General features: G+C 69.0%; 15 protein-coding genes. 5 read left to right on the forward strand and 10 right to left on the reverse strand.

Annotation, left to right across the window (positions count from 1 at the left end; translation table 11 throughout):
• Nucleotide 1 precedes the first annotated feature (1 nt).
• The 5 genes from O7553_RS04870 to O7553_RS04890 all read right to left on the reverse strand — a co-directional run bounded on the left by O7553_RS04870 (nucleotide 2) and on the right by O7553_RS04890 (nucleotide 6,297).
• Entirely contained in the window at nucleotides 2–1,429 is a 1,428-nt protein-coding gene (locus O7553_RS04870; protein WP_281553668.1) for a hypothetical protein, read from the reverse strand.
• Entirely contained in the window at nucleotides 1,426–2,730 is a 1,305-nt protein-coding gene (locus O7553_RS04875; protein WP_281553669.1) for an activator-dependent family glycosyltransferase, read from the reverse strand. The genes O7553_RS04870 and O7553_RS04875 overlap by 4 nt, the downstream gene beginning before the upstream one ends.
• A gap of 20 nt (nucleotides 2,731–2,750) precedes the next feature.
• Nucleotides 2,751–4,022 carry an activator-dependent family glycosyltransferase gene (locus O7553_RS04880; protein WP_281553670.1) on the reverse strand — a complete coding sequence of 424 codons (1,272 nt, stop codon included), beginning with the start codon at nucleotides 4,020–4,022 and terminating at the stop codon, nucleotides 2,751–2,753.
• Nucleotides 4,023–4,028: 6 nt separating this feature from the next.
• The gene (locus tag O7553_RS04885) at nucleotides 4,029–5,357 is read right to left on the reverse strand and encodes an activator-dependent family glycosyltransferase (RefSeq protein WP_281553671.1); all 1,329 of its coding nucleotides are present in this window, start codon (nucleotides 5,355–5,357) and stop codon (nucleotides 4,029–4,031) included.
• A 151-nt stretch (nucleotides 5,358–5,508) separates the two neighbouring features.
• Nucleotides 5,509–6,297: a TetR/AcrR family transcriptional regulator gene (locus O7553_RS04890; RefSeq protein ID WP_281553672.1), complete on the reverse strand. Its 789-nt coding sequence runs from the start codon at nucleotides 6,295–6,297 to the stop codon at nucleotides 5,509–5,511.
• Nucleotides 6,298–6,489: 192 nt separating this feature from the next.
• Here O7553_RS04890 and O7553_RS04895 point away from each other — a divergent pair, with 192 nt between their 5' ends.
• Together O7553_RS04895 and O7553_RS04900 are read left to right on the forward strand one after the other, a co-directional pair.
• Nucleotides 6,490–7,452 (forward strand): ATP-binding cassette domain-containing protein, encoded by a 963-nt coding sequence (locus tag O7553_RS04895; protein WP_281553673.1) that lies wholly within the window; start codon nucleotides 6,490–6,492, stop codon nucleotides 7,450–7,452.
• Nucleotides 7,449–8,261, forward strand: a complete 813-nt coding sequence (locus tag O7553_RS04900) for an ABC transporter permease (protein WP_281553674.1) — start codon at nucleotides 7,449–7,451, stop codon at nucleotides 8,259–8,261. The genes O7553_RS04895 and O7553_RS04900 overlap by 4 nt, the downstream gene beginning before the upstream one ends.
• A 183-nt stretch (nucleotides 8,262–8,444) precedes the next feature.
• Here O7553_RS04900 and O7553_RS04905 read toward each other — a convergent pair whose 3' ends face one another.
• The 5 genes from O7553_RS04905 to O7553_RS04925 are packed head-to-tail and all read right to left on the reverse strand — an operon-like array spanning nucleotide 8,445 to nucleotide 14,617.
• Complete coding sequence (locus O7553_RS04905; RefSeq protein ID WP_281553675.1) at nucleotides 8,445–9,641, reverse strand: class I SAM-dependent methyltransferase; 1,197 nt, start codon at nucleotides 9,639–9,641, stop codon at nucleotides 8,445–8,447.
• A gap of 40 nt (nucleotides 9,642–9,681) precedes the next feature.
• Nucleotides 9,682–11,136 (reverse strand): NDP-hexose 2,3-dehydratase family protein, encoded by a 1,455-nt coding sequence (locus tag O7553_RS04910; protein ID WP_281553676.1) that lies wholly within the window; start codon nucleotides 11,134–11,136, stop codon nucleotides 9,682–9,684.
• Between the two features lie 35 nt (nucleotides 11,137–11,171).
• Nucleotides 11,172–12,281: a DegT/DnrJ/EryC1/StrS family aminotransferase gene (locus O7553_RS04915; protein WP_281553677.1), complete on the reverse strand. Its 1,110-nt coding sequence runs from the start codon at nucleotides 12,279–12,281 to the stop codon at nucleotides 11,172–11,174.
• A gap of 30 nt (nucleotides 12,282–12,311) precedes the next feature.
• On the reverse strand, nucleotides 12,312–13,637 hold the full coding sequence (locus O7553_RS04920; protein WP_281553678.1) for a P450-derived glycosyltransferase activator: 1,326 nt from the start codon (nucleotides 13,635–13,637) through the stop codon (nucleotides 12,312–12,314).
• A gap of 5 nt (nucleotides 13,638–13,642) precedes the next feature.
• Nucleotides 13,643–14,617, reverse strand: coding sequence for an aldo/keto reductase (locus O7553_RS04925; RefSeq protein ID WP_281553679.1), 975 nt, complete (start codon nucleotides 14,615–14,617; stop codon nucleotides 13,643–13,645).
• 270 nt (nucleotides 14,618–14,887) lie between these two features.
• On the opposite strand from O7553_RS04925, the gene O7553_RS04930 reads away from it, so the two are divergent.
• The 3 genes from O7553_RS04930 to O7553_RS04940 are packed head-to-tail and all read left to right on the forward strand — an operon-like array spanning nucleotide 14,888 to nucleotide 18,463.
• Entirely contained in the window at nucleotides 14,888–16,093 is a 1,206-nt protein-coding gene (locus tag O7553_RS04930; RefSeq protein WP_281553680.1) for an NAD(P)/FAD-dependent oxidoreductase, read from the forward strand.
• Between the two features lie 49 nt (nucleotides 16,094–16,142).
• Nucleotides 16,143–17,540: an activator-dependent family glycosyltransferase gene (locus tag O7553_RS04935; RefSeq protein ID WP_281553681.1), complete on the forward strand. Its 1,398-nt coding sequence runs from the start codon at nucleotides 16,143–16,145 to the stop codon at nucleotides 17,538–17,540.
• The gene (locus tag O7553_RS04940; RefSeq protein ID WP_281553682.1) at nucleotides 17,483–18,463 is read left to right on the forward strand and encodes an SDR family NAD(P)-dependent oxidoreductase; all 981 of its coding nucleotides are present in this window, start codon (nucleotides 17,483–17,485) and stop codon (nucleotides 18,461–18,463) included. Before O7553_RS04935 ends, O7553_RS04940 begins: the two co-directional genes overlap by 58 nt.
• Nucleotides 18,464–18,480 lie beyond the last annotated feature (17 nt).

Consider the following 18,480-nt stretch of genomic DNA (forward strand, 5'->3'; position numbering starts at 1 on the left):
CTCAGTGACCTCCGGACTTCGCGGGGATCGCCTCGGCGGAGACGAACACCGGGGTGCAGCCGACCGGCAGGTGCACCCGACCGTCGCGGGATGTCACCGGCACCGCACGGCCCAGCGCGTCGACCGCGTACGCCCGCTCCGCCGTCCAGGACCAGTCGAACTGCACGTCGGGCTCGTCCTCGCCGTGGAACGGGTCCCGGTCGATCCAGGTGACCAGCAGCGGTCCACGTCCCGGCCGCCGCACGTCGAACAGGTACTGCTGCGGCCGATCCGCGACCGGGACCCGTTCGACCTGCTCGGCCCCGTCGAGCTGGCCGGCCACCAGGGCGAGTGCCTCGGCGTTGGGATGACGGACCGCGAGCTCGTCGCCGGCGTAGTCCATCAGCGCGAACGTCCGGAACATCACGTCCATCAGCGAGTACGGGTTGGCGAAGCCGGCGGCCTCCGGTGCGAGGTTCCAGCAGGCGGTACGCCGGATACCGACGGAGAACGCCAGCAGGTTGCGCATGACGATCTCCCGGCACGCGATCCGGTAGCGTTTGTCTTCGAGGTCGGGTGGGCAGTCGAGCAGGAACATCTGCAGCGTCGGCGGCAACGTCTCGCGTCGGGCGTACAGCTTGGCGATGGCGTCGTGCTCGGCCTGGCGGCCGTGCCCGCCGGCCGCCTCGGCCGGCTCCTTGAGGATCGCCATCGCCTCCGGGAACAGCGCCGGCCAGGGCCCGTTGTACTCGCCGGCCACGACCGGCTTCTCGTAGCCGAACTTGCGCATCTGGTCGCGGACCGATTCCACGTGCTCGGGGATCATCGTCGTCGGTCCGTACAGATGCAGGTCGAACAGGTCGAAGTGGTCCCGGCCCTGGTCGAGCAGCAGATCGAAGAACCGGCGCTCGTGACTGTCCGGTGCCGACAACGGAAGCATGAACGGTGCGCCGCCGAGGACGACGGACGCCTGCGGGTCCACCTTCTTGACCGCCTTGTGCAGCACCTTGAGCTGGGCGAGGTACTCCGGCGCGCTGCCGGCCCACAACAACGCGTTGTCGGTCGGCTCGTTGTCGCACTGCCAGTAGTGCACCCGGCCGGCGCAGTGCCGGACCAGCCGCTCGACGAACTTGCCGTACCGCCGCAGGCTCTTGGCCGGTGACGGCGGCAGCAGCCGGGTCGGTACCCGGGTGGCCCAGGGCGAGCTGGAGCAGACCGTCACCCAGATCTCCTCGGTGCCGTCGAGCTGATCGAACAGGGCGTCGACGACGTCGAAGTCGAACCGGCCGGACACCGGCTCGATCTGCGACCAGTAGACGTACACCCGGATCAGGCCGGCGTTCATGGCGCGGACCTGGGGCACGAAGCGCTCCGGGCGGCCGTACATGCCGTAGCTGATGCCACGGACGACCCCCAGGCGGACTCCGGAGTTGGGCGGCGAAGTGGTCACGATCGCAGGCTCCATGAATCGGCGGCGAGTTGTTCGAGTTGGGTGGTGACGTCGTTGGGGGTGGGGGTGGTGAGTATGTCGTGTTGGACGTTGGTGGCGTGGTGTTGGTAGGTGGGGTCGGTGAGGAGTTGGTGCAGGGCGGTCTTGACGGTGTCGGGGGTGAGGGTGTGTGGGTCGAGGTGGATGCCGGCGTGGCGGTTGTGCAGGTGGGTGCCGAGGTCTTTCTCGTCCCACCAGGGGGCGGGGACGGTGAGGCTGGGGATGCCGTGGACGAGGACGTTGCCGAGGGTGCCGAAGCCGCCGTGGTGGATGATGGCGGTGCAGGTGGGGGCGAGTTCGTTGAGGGGGACGAAGTCGACGGCGCGGACGTTGTCGGGCAGGGTGGTGACGGCGGCGAGTTGGTCGGCATTGAGGGTGGCGACGAGTTCGATGTCGAGTTCGGCCAGTGCGGTGAGCAGGTCGGCCACGGAGACCAGGTCACCGCCGAGCAGCTCCCGGCCGGACACACCCAGGGACAGGCAGACCCGTGGCCGTCGTGGCGGATCGTAGATCCACCGCGGGATCGCACTCGGTCCGTTGAACGGCACGTACCGCACGGCCAGCCGGTTCACCGACAGCGCCAGCTGCATCCACGCCGGGGTGGGGTCGACCGTGACCTGCCCGGTCATCAGCTCCCTGGCCAGTTCCGGGGTGACCACGGCGTCGACGCCGGCGCGGGCCAGCCGGCCGGTGAGCCAGTCGGCCACCGGGTCGTCGCGCCGGTCGGCGGGCTGCTCGTCGAGCAGCGTCCGGTAGTTGTCGTACATCCGGGATATGTAGTCGATGCCGAACAGCATGCGGGCGTGCGCGGCGCCGCAGGCGCGGGCGGCGACCGCCCCGGCGAAGGTCAACGCGTCCCAGATCACCAGGTCGGGCTGCCAGCCACGGGCGAACTCCACCAGGTCGTCCAGCATCACCTGGTCGGTCAGGTACTCGTAGTCCGCCGAGCAACCCATCGTGAAGGCACCGAGCACGTAGTTCCAGGTGAGGCGCTCCGACCGGGTCTCGGTCATGCCGGAGGTCAGGCTCTCCCAGGTGGCGCCGGTTCCGGCGCTGTCGTCCCCCTTCTCCTGCAACGATCCCATCATGTTGAGCTCGTTGCCGACCGGCACCCCGGTCAGGCCGGTCCGTCCGATGGTCTCCATCAGGTCGGGGTGGCTGGCGACGCAGACCTCGTGGCCGGCGGCGCGCATCGCCCACAGCACCGGCACCAGGTTGTACAGGTGGGGCTTTGTCGCGAACACGGTGGCGAGCACGCGCATGGCGGAATCTCCCGGACGGACTAGGCCCGCGGACCGGCCGCGAGTTGTTCGAGTTGGGTGGTGACGTCGTTGGGGGTGGGGGTGGTGAGTACGTCGTGTTGGACGTTGGTGGCGTGGTGTTGGTAGGTGGGGTCGGTGAGGAGTTGGTGCAGGGCGGTCTTGACGGTGTCGGGGGTGAGGGTGTGTGGGTCGAGGTGGATGCCGGCGTGGCGGTTGTGCAGGTGGGTGCCGAGGTCTTTCTCGTCCCACCAGGGGGCGGGGACGGTGAGGCTGGGGATGCCGTGGACGAGGACGTTGCCGAGGGTGCCGAAGCCGCCGTGGTGGATGATGGCGGTGCAGGTGGGGGCGAGTTCGTTGAGGGGGACGAAGTCGACGGCGCGGACGTTGTCGGGCAGGGTGGTGACGGCGGCGAGTTGGTCGGCATTGAGGGTGGCGACGAGTTCGATGTCGAGTTCGGCCAGTGCGGTGAGCAGGTCGGCCACGGAGACCAGGTCACCGCCGAACAGGTCCCGTCCCGACATGCCCAGGGACAGGCAGACCCGTGGCCGGCGTGGCGGATCGTAGATCCACTGCGGAACGCTGGCCGCACCGTTGAACGGTACGAACCGTACCGGCAGGACCGGCAGGCCGAGCGGTAGCTGCATCCACGCCGGGGTGGGGTCGATCGTGACCTGCCCGGTCATCAGCTCCAGCGCGTCCGACGGGTCGAATTCGCAGCCGTAGCGGCCGAGTCGGCCGGTGAGCCAGTCGGCCACCGGGTCGTCGCGCCGGTCGGCGGGCTGCTCGTCGCGCAGCGCCACGAAGTGTCCGTACATCTGGGTGATGTAGTCGATGCCGAACAGCATGCGGGCGTGCGCGGCGCCGCAGGCGCGGGCGGCGACCGCCCCGGAGAAGGTCAACGCGTCCCACACCACCAGGTCGGGCTGCCAGCCACGGGCGAACTCCACCAGGTCGTCCAGCACCGTCTGACCGGCGAAGAACTCGTACTCGACCGCGCACGCGACAGTGAGCGCGCCGAGGGCGTGCTCCCAGGTCGGCTCCTCGCCCGCGGCGACGAGCATGCCACCGCCGTGTGCCCGGAACGTCTGCCCGCGGGGGCCGTGCTCCGACCGGCCCATGCCGAGCGGGTCACCGACCGCCACCGCGGTCAGCCCGGCGTTGGTGATCGCCTCGACCAGGTCCGGTTGGCTGGCCACCCGCACCTCGTGCCCGGCGGCCTGCAGTGCCCACGCCATGGGAACCACGTTGTACAGGTGGGTCTTGACGGCGATGACGGTGACCAGGACACGCATTGCGGTTCACCTGCTTCCGACTGGCTGGGGATCGGCGGCGCGGTGCCGCGCCGCCAGCCGCTCCAGCTGCGGGACCAGCTCGTGCGGGCTCGGCGTGTCCAGAAGCTCGGCGCGGACCTGGGCGGCGTGGTCGGCGATCTGCGGATCGGTGAGCAGGCGGGCGAGCCGGTCGCGCAGCGCGGCCCGGGACAGTTCGTCGTGGTCCAGCAGGAATCCGGCGCCGCGCCCCTGCAGGTGCTGGGCCAGCCGGGCGGCGTCCCACCAGGGCGCCGGGATCACGATCCCGGGTACGCCGTGCGCCAGCACGTTGCCGGTGGTGCCGAACCCGCCGTGGTGGATCACCGCCGAGCAGCTGGGCAGCAACTCGTTGAGCGGGACGAAGTCCACCACCCGGACGTTGTCCGGTAGCCGGTCCACCGAGGCGAGTTGTTCGGCGTTGAGCGTCGCCACCACCTCGACGTCGAAGTCAGCGAGCGCGTCCAGCAGGTCGGACACGGTGGTGAGGTCGCCGCGGGACAGCTGGTCGCCACCGAACAGTTCCCTGCCGGACACCCCGAGTGACAGGCAGACGCGGGGGCGTGCCGGGGGAGCGAGCACCCACCCGGGCACGCTGGTCGGACCGTTGAACGGCACGTAGCGCATGGGCAGGTACGGCAGGTCGAGGGGGAGCCGCATCCAGGCCGGGGTGGGGTCGATCGTCCACTGGCCGGTCATCAGCTCCAGGTCCTGGTGCTGCTCGTAGGAGCAGCCGTAGCGGGCCAGGCGTCCGGCCAGCCAGTCGGAGACCGGGTCGTCCCGGCACTCCGGTGGCTGCCGGTCGAGCATCGCGCGGTAGTCGGCGTACATCCGGAACACGTAGTCCTGCCCGAAGAGGATGCGGGCGTGGGCGGCCCCGCTGACGCGGGCGGCGATCGCCCCGGCGAAGGTCAGCGCGTCCCAGACAACCAGGTCGGGCTGCCAGCCACGGGCGAACTCGACCAGGTCGTCCGTCACGGCCTGGCCGGCCAGGTACTCGTACTCCATGGAGCAGCCGACGGTGAACACGCCGAGGACGTAGTTCCAGGTGAGCTTGACCGGGTCGAGCTCGCTGAGCCCGGTCAGGCGCTGCCACGGTGCGCCGCCGGAGCCGTCGTCCGTACCGCCCTGGAAGGCTGTGACCATGTCGAGTTCGCTGCCGACCGGGACCGCGGTGAGGCCGGTCGCGGCGATGATCTCCGCGAGGTCCGGTTGACTCGCGATCCGAACCTCGTGCCCGGCCGCTTGCAGCGACCAGGCCAACGGGACCAGATTGTAAAAGTGTGGTTTGGCGGCGAACACCGTGAACAGTACGCGCATGAACTGCTCCGCAGCATGTCGAGGGTTGTTCGTGCGTGACGCGTCGGTTCAGGTGCCTGTTCGACGTCGGCCTGAATAACCCTCATTGTTGGGTGCGCTCACCCCGTATCGGGTATTACGGACCGAGCCTAACCGTGAAATGCGATTCTGGTTAACCCCTATCTGCCCCTAGCTGCGTGCGTCGGGTCACGTAGACGTGGATGCCTTCCAGGAGTTGTCGGAGACCGAACTCGAGGTTGGGAATGACGTCGCTGTCCGGGCCGGTGGGTGCGGCCGGGGTGGCGAACGTCCCGGCGGCGAGCAGGCGGGCGAGGGTCGGGAACCGCTCGGCGTCGACGACCGTCGCCAGGGCTTGTTCGTAGCCGAGCCCACCGCCGGTGGGCTCGGCGCCGGCCGGGGCCATGTCGAGGGAGATCCGGGCCATACCCTGGGTGGCGCCGCTGAGGAACAGACTGACCGAGACCATCTCGTCGTAGCCGAGTCCGCTGTCGGCGATCGCGCCGAGCAGGCTCTCGAACCAGGCCAGCTGGTTGGGCCCGATCGGGTAGCTGACCCGGACCTGCAGCATCCACGGATGATGCTGGTACCGGCCCCAGATGGCCTTGACCCAGGTCTCGACCTTCGCCTGCCAACCGCCCGCCACCGCGTCGAGGTCCGGCGGATCACCGGAGGCGACGTCGGTCATCGCGTCGACCAGGTGGGACTTGCTGGGTACGTAGCGGTACAGCGACATCGCGGTGAAGTCCAGCCGCTTGGCGACCTGCTGCATCGAGACCGCGTCGAGCCCTTCCTCGTCGGCGATCTCGATCGCGGTCAGCACGATCTTGTCGACACTCAGCGCCGGCTTGGGGCCGGGGCCGGACCGGGGGGCCCGCGTGTCGCGCCAGAGAAACTCGAAGGAGGGGGCGGCCGCGCCGCCTCTGTTCTGCCCAGATGCCATGCCCACCGCCCGCTCGTTGACGTCCTGTCGGAACCATGTATACCATAAACGCATCAGTTTGACCCCCATACTGTTAGTGTAGGCGCTGTCAGCGTCGATCGACCCGCCGGTGGTGCGCGTCCGTCGCGTCCTGCCGGGCGTTCAACCATTCCTGCCAGCCGTGCCTGACCAAGCAGCAACAGAAGGAGTTCGATGAGCGAGTCAGGAATCCGGATACGTGATCTCCGGAAGAAGTACCAGAAGGTCGAGGTGCTCAAGGGGGTCGACCTCGACGTGCGGCGGGGCACCATGCTCGCGCTGCTCGGCCCGAACGGGGCAGGCAAGACCACCGTCGTCAAGGTGCTGAGCACGCTCAGCCGGCCCACCAGCGGTGAGGTCCTCGTCAACGGCTACGACGTGGTCAAGCAGCGCAACGGCGTACGCAGCTCCATCGGCCTGGTCAGCCAGTTCGTGTCACTGGACTGGATGCACACCGGGCGGGAAAACCTGATCATGATGGGCCGCCTGCACCGGCTGAGCACGGCCAACGCGACGCTCCGCGCCCAGCAGTTGCTGGAGCAGTTCGACCTGGTCGACGCCGCGGACAACCGGGTGAAGACCTACTCCGGCGGGATGAAGCGGCGGCTCGACCTGGCGGCGAGTCTGATCGTCCCGCCGTCGGTGCTGTTCCTCGACGAGCCCACCACCGGCCTCGACCCGCGCAGCCGGGCGACGATGTGGGAGGCGATCAAGCAACTGCTCGCCGGCGGCATCACCATTCTCCTCACCACGCAGTACCTCGAGGAGGCCGACCAGTTGGCGGACCGGATCGCGGTCATCGACGACGGGCGGATCATCGCCGAGGGCACCGCGGCCGAGCTCAAGCAGGGAGTCGGCAAGGAACGGGTGGAACTCGTCCTGGCGAGCATCGACGACTACGCCCGGGCCGTGGAACTGATCGACGGCGAGGGCATCCAGCGCGACGAGGTGACCCGGAGCATCAGCATCTTCATCGACGGTGCCGCGCACGTCAAGCGGTTACTCGACCTGCTGGAGCAGCACGGTTTGGAGATCGACTCGTTGTCGCTGACCAAGCCGACCCTCGACGACGTGTTCTTCGCGCTCACCCACCGCGAGGACGCCACCACCACCGACCACGCAGGAGCGATGCAGTGACGACCGTACCGGCCACCGAAGGCGTGGTCCTGCCGGAGAAGCGATCCAAGCTGTACTGGGCGGTCAGCGACACCCGCGTCCTGATCGGACGGCACGTGCACCACCTGACGCGCAGCCCGGACCAGATCTTCACCGCGATCATGTTGCCGGCGGTGATGCTGTTGATGTTCCGCTTCATGTTCGGCGGAGCCATCGACGTCGGCGCCACCACCTACATCAACTACCTGGTGCCGGGCATCCTCGTCATCGCCGTGACGATGATCTCCGTCTCCACGACGTTGGCCGTACAGTCCGACATGCAGGAAGGCGTGGTCGACCGGTTCCGGGCGATCGCGATGCTGGACTCAGCGGTCCTGACCGGGCACATCGTGGCCGCTGTCATCCGGGGCATGATCGCCCTGGTGGTCATGGTCGGTCTCGGCCTGCTGGTCGGCTTCCGGCCGTCCGCGTCGGTCATCGAGTGGCTGCTGGCGGCGGCCATGCTGCTGCTGTTCGCCTTCTCGTTGGCGTGGGTGTCGGCGGTGCTGGGACTGGTCGCCAAGAGCGTCGACGGTGCCAGCGGACTCGGCCTCATCCTGATGTTCAGCCCGTACGCCAGCACGGCGTTCGTACAGGCCGAGACGCTGCCGGACGGGCTGCGCGCCTTCGTCGAACACCAGCCGGTGACGTTGGTCGTGGACACCGTACGCCAGCTGCTGCTGGGCCGCCCGGTCGGGGACACCGGCTGGCAGGCGGTCCTCTGGTGGGTGGCCATCCTCTGCGTGGCGGCGCCCCTGGCCACCCGGATCTACCGTAAGCGTTTTGCCTGACGGCTTTACCCCCCACGGCGTCGCCCGCCGGCGTTTCCCCCGACGCCGGCGGGCGACGCCCCCCTTGTCCGCCGGGTGCGACAACCGGTGCGGCGCACGGTGCCGGGCCCGACCAGCCCGGTGGGGTGCACGGTGCCGGGCCCGACCAGGTCAGGTCGGGCCCGGCGTTCGACGCGGTGGGCGCTAGACGATGTGCACCTGTGGCACGTACAGAATCCACTGGCCGCCGGCCTCGCGGAAGGCCCTCTCCTTCGCCATGATCTCCTCGGCGTGGTTCCAGGCGAACAGCAGCGCGAAGTCCGGGTACGGGTCGGCGAAGGCCTCCACCGGACGGACCGGGATGTGCGAGCCGGGTGTCAACCTGCCCTGCTTGGCCGGGGTCGTGTCACAGACGAACGGGATCAGATCCGGCCCGATCCCGCAGTAGTTCGCCATCGTGGAGCTCTTGGCGGTGGCTCCGTACCCGACGATCCGCGCCCCGCCGGCGCGCAACTCGTGCAGCAGCGCGACCAGGTCGTCGCGGATACGTTGCACGCGGGCCGCGAACCGCTCCAGGGTGGCCAACTCGGCCAGGCCGCGGGCCTGCTCCGTGCGCAGCGCGTCGGCGACAGCCGGCGACGGCGCACGTCGGCCCGGTCGGGCGATTGTGTACCGGATCTGTCCGCCGTGCACCGGCAGCCGCTCGATGTCGACCAGCTCGAACCCGTACCGGGTGGCGAGCGCGCCGACCGCCCGGACAGTGAAGAAGAAGACGTGTTCGTCGTAGATCTGGTCGAAGCTGGTCCGATCGATGATCTCCCCGAGGTACGGGTCCTCGAAGACGAAGACCCCGTCCGGGGCGAGCAGCAGGCCCAACCCTTCGAAGACCGGTCGCAGGTCGGTGACCCCGCAGATGGTGTTGGCCGCGTACACCACGTCGGCGGTTCCGTCGGTGTCGCGGATCCGTGTCGCGGAGTCCACGTCGAAGAACGCCCGGTGTGCCCGTACGCCGGCCGCTCCCGACGGCTCGACCGCGAGATGCCGTACGCCGGCGTCCCCACAGGTCCGCAGCATCACCCCGTCGTTTGCGCCGATCTCCACGACGAACGGGTCCGCGCCGGTCAGCTCGGTCTCCAGGAACCGGCGGGCGGTCTGCTCGAAGTGCTTGCACATCACCGACGATGCCGCCGAATGGTACGGGTAGCCCTGGTGATGGGCGCGCTCCGGCGGTACCGCGTCGATGAGCTGCACCAGTGTGCACGATTCGCACATGCCGACCGCGAGGCGGAAGAAGTACTCCTGGTCGAGCTCGCCCGGTCGGGGAAAGGCCGACGACAGCGGCTGCCGCTCGAAATCGAAGAATTCCCGGATGGGATGGCTGCAGACCCGACAAGGTGACATACCGCACAGCTCTCCGTGATCGTGGTTGGGGGAACCCGGCTCATCCGCCGGACAGGCTGTGCAGACAAGCGATCAGACTGCGTGCCTCGACGTTGACGTAGTGGCTGTGTTGTAGCAGGTCGACGAGCTGGTGCAGTGGCATCCACCGGAAGTTGGGTTCGTCGAACTGCGGGTCGGCCGGCACCTCCACCACCAGGTAGCGGTTGCGGGCGTGGTAGAACCGGCCGCCCTCCTCGGAGAGCGTGACGTCGTAGCGCACCTGGTCCGGGTGGGCGTCGAGCACGACGTCGAGGAACCGTGGCCGGGCGGCCACCGGGAGGTCCCGGTAGTTGCCGGGGGCGCACTGCACCGTTGGCGCCAACTCGGCCACGTCCTTGTAGCCGGGCTGGACCATCGCCCTGACCAGGGCGTGCAGCACCCCGTCGATGCGGGCGACCAGGAACGCGGCGATCCCCTCCTCACACGGCCTGATCATCGGCTGGCTCCACTGGTCCACCTCCCGCCCCCTGGCGCGGACGTGCACTCCGATGACCTCGAAGAAGCGTCGGCTCTCGTGGCTGATCAGGCCATCCTGGCGGGACCAGCCCGGCAGCCCGCGCAGTGGTACGTCGGTGGTCCACACCTCGGCCCTGGTCCGGACATCGGTCAGCCAGTTGAGGATCTCGCTGGTGGTGTGCCGGCTGCCGTGTTCGACACTGCACGAGCGGACCAGCGACGCGCGGAAGTTGTCGGCCGTGTCCGGGAAGGCGGTCAGCAGGCCGCTGCCGGAGAACGGCAGACAGGCCAGCACCGTGCGGGCGTCCATGTTGATGACGTCGTCGACGGCGAGCAGTTCGTGGACCTGCCCCAGGGTCAGCCAGCAGAACCCGGGAAGCAGCTCGACGTCCTCGGTCACCTCGATGACCATGTTGCGGTTGCGCTTGTGGTAGAACCAGGAGCCCTGCTCGGACTGCCGTACGTCAGCCAGGATGTGGTGCCGTGCCGGTTCGCGGAAGTAGTCCAGGTAGGGCACGGACCGGCCCTGGTGGACGCCGGTGTAGTTGCTCCGGGTCGCCTGGACAGTGGGGGAGAGCTGCAGCCCGTTGCAGTTTCCCGGCTCCACCTTCGCCTGCATCAGGCAGTGCAGCACCCCCCCGAACTTCTTGACCAGGATGCCGAGAATGCCGACCTCCGGCTGGTGGATGATCGGCTGGCTCCACTGTGGCACGGGCCCGTCCGGGACCTGGATGTCCAGCCCGCGGATGGTGTAGAACTTGCCACTGCGGTGGCCGATGTCACCGCTGTCCGGATCGGTGATCCAGCCCTGCATCTCGTCCAGGGGTATCCGTTCGACGTCGGTGTAGGAGTGCTCCCGCAGCGCCGAGAACCAGCTGAAGAAGCCTTCCAGCTGGCCGAACGGGCTGACTCTGGAAAGCACCGACTCGGCGATCTGCGCGGGTGTCGCGGGGTTGTCCCGACCGCGCAGGTCGACAGGATACGTTCGGGGGACGGTCATGGGCTGCTCCTCCAACCGGGGAACCAGGCCGCGGATCAGAGCGTGCGCAGGACCTCGCGCAGCGCGTCGATCACCTTGTCCTGGATGTCCAGGGACAGTGAGGCGTACATCGGTAGTGAGAAGATCTGGTGTGCCAGTTCCTCGGTGACCGGCAACGAGCCGGTCTGGTAGCCGAGGTGGGCGAAGCCGGTCATCGTGTGCACCGGCCACGGGTAGCTGATGTTGAGGTGGATGTCGTACGCCTTGAGCGCCTCGATGATCTGGTCGCGCCGGGGATGCCGGACCACGTACACGTAGTAGACGTGGTCGTTGCCCTGCGCCAACGACGGCAGCACCAGATCGGTGTCGGCGAGCCCTTCGGCGTACCGGCGGGCGACCGCCCGCCGCCGGGCGATGTAGTCGTCGAGACGGCCCAGCTTGCGCCGCAGGATCTCGGCCTGCACCTCGTCGAGGCGACTGTTGTGGCCGGGGACCTGCACGACGTAGTAGCGCTCCCGCATGCCGTAGTAGCGCAGCCGCCGCAGGTTGCCCATCACCTCGTCGTCGGAGGTGATCGTGGCACCACCGTCGCCGTACGCGCCGAGCACCTTCGTCGGGTAGAAGGAGAAGGCCGCCGCGTTGCCCATGCTGCCGGCGAGCCGGCCATGGTGCCGGGCACCGTGCGACTGCGCGCAGTCCTCCAGGATCGTCAACCCGTGCCGGGCCGCCAGAGCCTCCAGCGGCGCCATGTCGACACACTGGCCGTACAGGTGGACCGGCAGCAGACACTTGGTCCGCGGCGTGATGGCGGCGGCCACCTGATCGACGTTCATCAGGTAGTCCTCGCGACGGACGTCGACGAAGACCGGGGTGGCCCCGGTGCCGTCGATCGCCACCACCGTCGGGGCGGCCGTGTTGGACACCGTGATCACCTCGTCGCCGTGACCGACGCCGAGCGCCTGCAACCCGAGCTTGAGGGCATTGGTGCCGTTGTCGACCCCGACACAGTGCGCCGCGCCGTGATAGGCGGCGAACTCCGATTCGAAACCGAGCACGCTCTTGCCGAGGACGAGTTTGCCCGATCGGAACACCTGGTCGACCGCGTCGAGGATGTCCTCGCGCTCGTCCTCGTACTCCGCCAGGTAGTCCCACACCAACGTGGACATAGGGCGTTCCACCCACCTTTGCTTGTCTGGTCAGACCTCAACCGGGCAGCGCGCGATGCCGCGCACGACCGGAGACCTCATACGACGCACGACCTCGCCCGCCGGGCGGAGCCCGGCAGCGTGGGTGGCGAGGGTGCGCAACGCCACCTCGGCGAGTAGCCGTGCGGGTGCGGCGACGAGCGCGCTGCTGGTGCCCGCCGAAAGGGACAGATGGCCCGACGACGCCGGCGGCCGGTCGATGGCGAACCGGTCGGGTTCGGTGAACACGTCGGGGTCGCGGTTGGCGCCATCGACCAGGACGACGACCTGGTCACCAGCCGGCACGGACTGCCCGGCGATCTCGACGGCCTCGGCCGCGATCCGGCTCTCGATCCGTACCGGCGGGTCGTGGCGCAGCGTCTCCTCGACGGCGGCGACGGCCCGGTCGTGGTCGTCACACAGCATCCGCCACTGCCCCGGATCGTCGAGCAGGGCGCACGCCGCCGCGCCGATGAGGTTCGCGGTGATCTCCGCACCCACGACGGCGGTGATCAGTCCGGCGGCCACCGCGTCGTCGGGCGTACCGCCGGCGGTCAGCACCGTACCGATCACGTCGCCGTCGGCCGTACCGTCCGGGACACCGCCGCCGGACCCGGCGGTGCTGCGGGCCTCCACCAGCGCGACGATCAGGTCCCGCAGCTCGTCGAACGACTCGACCAGCGTGCGGGTCATGCCCATCGTCGGTGGACACAGCGCGGCGTCCAACGCGAACCCGGCACCGGGTAGCGTGGCGGCGAACCGGTCCCGCTGCGCCTCGGGCACGCCGAGCAGGTCACTGAGGACGTCGGCGACCGCCACCCGGGCGAAGTCGCGCATCAGGTCGAACCGGTCGCCGGACCGCTTGACCGCGTCACGGAACACCCGGGTCACGTCGTCACGTCGCCGCTGCATGGCCTGCGGCCCGATCGCTGCGGCGGTGAGGGCGGCCAGCCGGTCCTGGTCGGCGCGTTCCGGGCTGCAGACGCCGTCGTCGACCGAGAGCACATGCTTGAGGCTGGTGCGCGAGTCGATCGAGAAGATCCGCTTGCGGCGCCGGTCGGCCGACCGGTCGCGTAGCTTCAGCCGCGGGTCGGCCAGGACCGCCGCGCCGGCGGCGTGGTCCACGGTGACCCAGACGTCTGTCTCGCTCTGGCGTAGCGCCGGGGCGCCGCGCAACGCCGGGAACAGTCGGCGCGGGTCGATTCCCTGGGCGCGCAGGATCAACGCGTACGGGTCGCCGCGGTTGCCGCGCATCCACTGGATGCCACGGGCGGCGAGCAGGTGGCGGGCGAGATCGCTCTCGCTGACCTTCCGGGGGTCGATCTGGTGTCTGGTCACAGTGGTCACCACGCCTGGGGGATCTGGCTGACCATCGGCGGGAAGATCCGGTCCAGCTCGGCGAGCAGGTTGTCGTCGAGTTCGAGTTTCAGCGCGTGGATGGCCGCGTCCAGATGGGCCATCGTGCGTGGCCCGGTGACCACCGCGGTGACTCCGGGTCGGTGCAGCAACCACGCCTGGGCCAGCTCCGCCGGGTCGAATCCGGCTCGTGCACAGATACTTTCGTACGCGGCGATGTCCGCCCGCCGTGTTTCGATCGCGACCATCGCCCGGCCCTGTGCCGTCTTGACCGCGGTGCCGTCGGCGAGCTTGCGCAGCCCGCCGCCGAGCAGCCCGCCGTGCAGCGGGGAACAGGCCAGCACCCCGATCTGGTACGCCTGGGCGGCCGGCACGATCTCCAGCTCGGGTTGCCGATTCACCAGGTTGTACAGGCACTGCTCGGACACCAGGCCGAGGTTGTTCCGGGCCCGGGCACGTTCCTGCCCGGCGGCCAGGCTCCATCCGGTGAAGTTCGACGAGCCGACGTAGCGGACCTTGCCCTGCTGGACGAGCAGCTCCATCGCCTGCCACACCTCTTCCCAGGAGGCGTGCGGATCGGCGTGGTGCATCTGGTACACGTCGATCCAGTCGGTCCTCAGCCGCCGTAGCGAGTCGTCGCAGGCGGCGATGATGTGGCGCATCGACAGGCCGCGGTCGTTGGGCCAGTCGCTCATCGAGTTGCACACCTTGCTGCCGAGCACCACCTTCTCGCGCCGCCCGCCGCCCTTGGCGAACCAGTCGCCGATGATCTCCTCGGTCAGTCCCCGGTGTACCTGCCAGCCGTAGTGGTTCGCGGTGTCGAAGAAGTTGATTCCCTGACTCAGCGCCGCGTCCATGAGGTCGTACGCCTCGTCGACACTGGTGCGGACACCGAAGTTGAGTGTGCCGAGGCACAACGGGCTCACCGACAACGCGGTCCGGCCGAGCCTTACGTAGTCCATCCCACACCTCTGTCGTCGGGCTTGCGCGAGCATCACCGTCGCCGAATCCGCCGGCGCTGTCGTGGACAGCACCATCAAGGCGACATCTGTCTACGTCGCCGCACACCCCTACCGTCAACCCCTTACGGGTCGCACCGGTGACCGGGGCGGCTAGGGGCTGTGCCGTCGCCGGGTGGTCGACACACTGGCGACGCAGCCTTCTCGTCTTACTGAGCCGCTGCACGGACAGCGTCCTGGCTGTCCACCGAGAACCGCAGGACGGAGACCGTGATGACCACTGCACTGATCATCGGCGGCGGTGTGGCAGGACCGATCAGCGCGATCGCGCTGGCGAAGGCCGGCATCAAACCGGTCGTGTACGAGGCGTACGACCGGACCGCCGACGGCATCGGGGCGAACCTTGTGCTCGCCGTCAACGGGTACCACGCTCTGCTGCAACTTGGAGTCGACCACCTCGCCGCCGGGTTCGACATCCCCATGTACCGCTACCACCTGGGAAGCGGCCGGGTACTGGCCGAGGTGCCCAACGGCAACCCGCTGCCGGACGGCACCGTGGCCCGGGCCATCACCCGGTCCGATCTGTACAACGCGCTGCGCGGCGAGGCGATCGGGCGCGGCATCCAGATCGAGTTCGGCAGGCGACTGACCGACGCCAAGGTCACCGCCGACGGTGTCGTCGCGTACTTCTCCGACGGCAGTGAGGCCCGGGGCGACCTGCTGATCGGCGCGGACGGCGCGCACTCGGTGGTCCGCCGCCTGATCAACGGCGGCGACGTGCCGCTGCGGTTCGGCGGCATGGTCACCACCAGCGGGTACGCCCGAGGTGTCGACGTCCCCGGCGAACCGGGCACCGAGTTCATGTACCTCGGCAAGCGCAGCTTCTTCTGCTACATCCACCACACCAACGGCGACATCTGGTGGTACGCCGCGCCGACCTGGCCGGAGGAGCCCACCAAGGAGACGCTGTCGGCGCTCGCCCCGCAGCAGTGGCGTGCCCAGCTGCTCGACATGTTCGCCGCCGACGACAGCGCCGCGATCGACATCATCAACGCCACCGAGGAGATCACCCCACCCCGGCCGATCTACGACCTGCCGACCGTGCCGACCTGGCGCAACGAGCGGATGGTGATCATCGGCGACGCCTGCCACGCGGTGTCGCCGTCCGGCGGACAGGGCGTGTCGATGGCAATCGAGGACGCGGTCGAACTCGGCCGCTGCCTGCGCGACGTGCCGAACACCGCCGACGCGCTCGCGCGCTACGAGCAGATCCGCCGGCCCCGGGTGGAGAAGGTCGTCGAGTTCGGTCGGGAGGCGAGCCGGTCCATCGCGGTCAACGGACGCGTCGGGCGGGTCTTCCGGGACCTGTTCCTGCCGATCGCGTTCAACCAGAAGGCCGCGGAGAAGGACCTGGAACACATGAGCTGGCTGTACGGGCACCGGATCGACTGGGACGCCCCGGTCGGCGCCGGCAGCTAGACCGACCACCGACCTCCACGATCGACCACCGTACCGGTTGGGAACCTCGATGCGCGTGATGTTCGCGGTCTATGGGGCGAAGACGCACTTCTACAACATGGTGCCGCTGGCGTGGGCGTTGCGGGCGGCCGGCCATGAGGTGTGTGTCGCGACCCAGCCGGAGATCCTGGACGCCGTCGCCCGTACCGGGTTGCCGGTGGCGGCGGTGGGTGACGAGACCGTCGAGGTCGAGCCGGCCGAGGCGGCCGCCCGCGGCGACCACGTCACCAGCGCCGGTACCTGGCAGAGCATCAACGCGGGCATGACCGAGACCCGGGCCGACCAGCTCACCTGGGAGTACGTCCTCGGTGCCTTCACCGTCGGCTGCTCCCTGCACTACGAACACCTCACCGGGAACCGGTCGATGCTCGACGGGCTGGTCGACTTCGCCCGCCACTGGCAGCCCGACCTGGTGATCTGGGACGCGCTCAGCTACGTCGGCCCGATCGCGGCCCGGGCGTGCGGCGCGGCGCACGCCCGGATGCTCTTCGGCCTGGACCACATCGGCCGGATGTATCTGCGCTACGCCGAGCTGCTCGCCCAGCAGCCGCCGGAACGCCGGGACGACCTGGTCGGCGACTGGCTGGTCAGCCGGCTGTCCCGGTTCGGCTGCGAGCTGGAGCCGGGTACCGCCGGTGAGCTGATGACCGGCCAGTGGACGATCGATCCGACGCCGTCGTGGATGCGGTTCCCGGTCGATCTGCCCTATCTGCCGGTGCGCTACGTGCCGTACAACGGTCCGACCACGGCCCCGTCGTGGGTGTACGAGCCGCCACGACGGCCCCGGGTGTGCCTGACCCTCGGCATGACCGCCCGGGAGAGCCTGGGTGGTGATCTGTTCGCCATCGACGAGCTGATCGAGGCGGTCGCGAGCCTCGACGTCGAGCTGATCGCCACGCTGGACACCGCCCAGCTGGACTCGGTCGGCACCCTGCCGGACAACGTGCGGGTGGTCGACTTCGTCCCGCTGAACGAACTGCTACCGACCTGCTCGGTCATCATCCACCACGGAGGATTCGGCACCCTGGGCAACGCCCTGGTGCACGGCGTCCGGAACCTCATCGTGCCGGGCCGCTACTGGGACGAGATGGGGTTCGGCGAGCACCTGGAAACCCAGGGTGCCGGCCTGTACGTGGACCCCTACCGGCTCGCCGGTGACGGGTTGAAAAGCAAGCTCTCGGTCGACGCGCTGCGTAACCGGGTCGACCGGCTACTCACCGACGTGACCTTCACCCGCAACGCCGGCCGGCTCCGCGACGACCTGCGGGCCACCCCCAGCCCGCACGACATCGTGCCGGAGCTGGAACGGCTGACCGCCCGGCACCGGCCGGATCGACGGAGAGGATTACCGTGGCAAGGAACTACTGGGCAGGCAAGAACGTCGTCGTCACCGGTGGGCTCGGCCTGATCGGCTCGCACTTCGCGGAGGAACTCGTCGCCGCCGGCGCCACCGTGACCCTGCCGTACCGGCGGGACAACCGGCGGGTGCTGCGTCAACTGCCGGCCGATGTGCGGCCGGTGCGACTCGATCTGCACGACGAGGCGCAACTGGCGGAGCTGTTCGCCGGGCTGTCCGGGCCGGTCGACGCGGTCGTCCACTGCGCGGTGGTGTCCGGGCCGATGGACGTCCGCCTGGACCGGCCCGCGCACATCCTCGACGCCAACATGCGCTCGGTGTCCAACGTGCTCAACTGTGCTCGCCGGAGCACCGTCGCCGATGTCGTGCTGATCAGCTCCAGCGACATCTACCTGTCGCCGACGAGGGACCCGATCCCTGAGGAGGACGACTTCCGGCAGCGGATGAACTACTCCCGCGACGGCTACTACCTGTCCAAGAACTACGCCGAGATCCTCGCCGAGGCGTACCGGGCGGAGTACGGAATGAACATCTTCCTGCCCCGGCTCACCAGCGTGTACGGCCCGCGGGACAACTTCGAGCCGGACACCGACCGGGTGGTACCCAGCATGTTCGCCAAGGTCCTCGCAGGTCAGGAGATCGAGATCTGGGGCGACGGCAGCCAGACCAGGACCTACATGTACGCCGCCGATCTGGTCCGGGCGATTCTCGGCATGGTCGAGGTGAACAAGTACCACACGATGAACATCGGCACGACCGAAACGGTCTCGGTGCTCGAACTCGCCCGGACGATCTGCGCCGCGCTCGGCCGGCCGGAACGGATCCGCACCGACCTGAGCCGCTCCGGCGGCCGGCCCAGCCGGACCCTCGACGTCACCAAGCTCAACGAGATCATCGACTTCACTCCGAGGTCGCTGCGGGAAGGGCTGGACCAGACGGTCGACTGGTACCGCACCGTGTACGCGGCCGCCTGACCGTCCGCTCCATCGAA

The sequence above is a fragment of the Solwaraspora sp. WMMA2059 genome (genome assembly GCF_027497315.1).
Taxonomy (GTDB): domain Bacteria; phylum Actinomycetota; class Actinomycetes; order Mycobacteriales; family Micromonosporaceae; genus Micromonospora_E.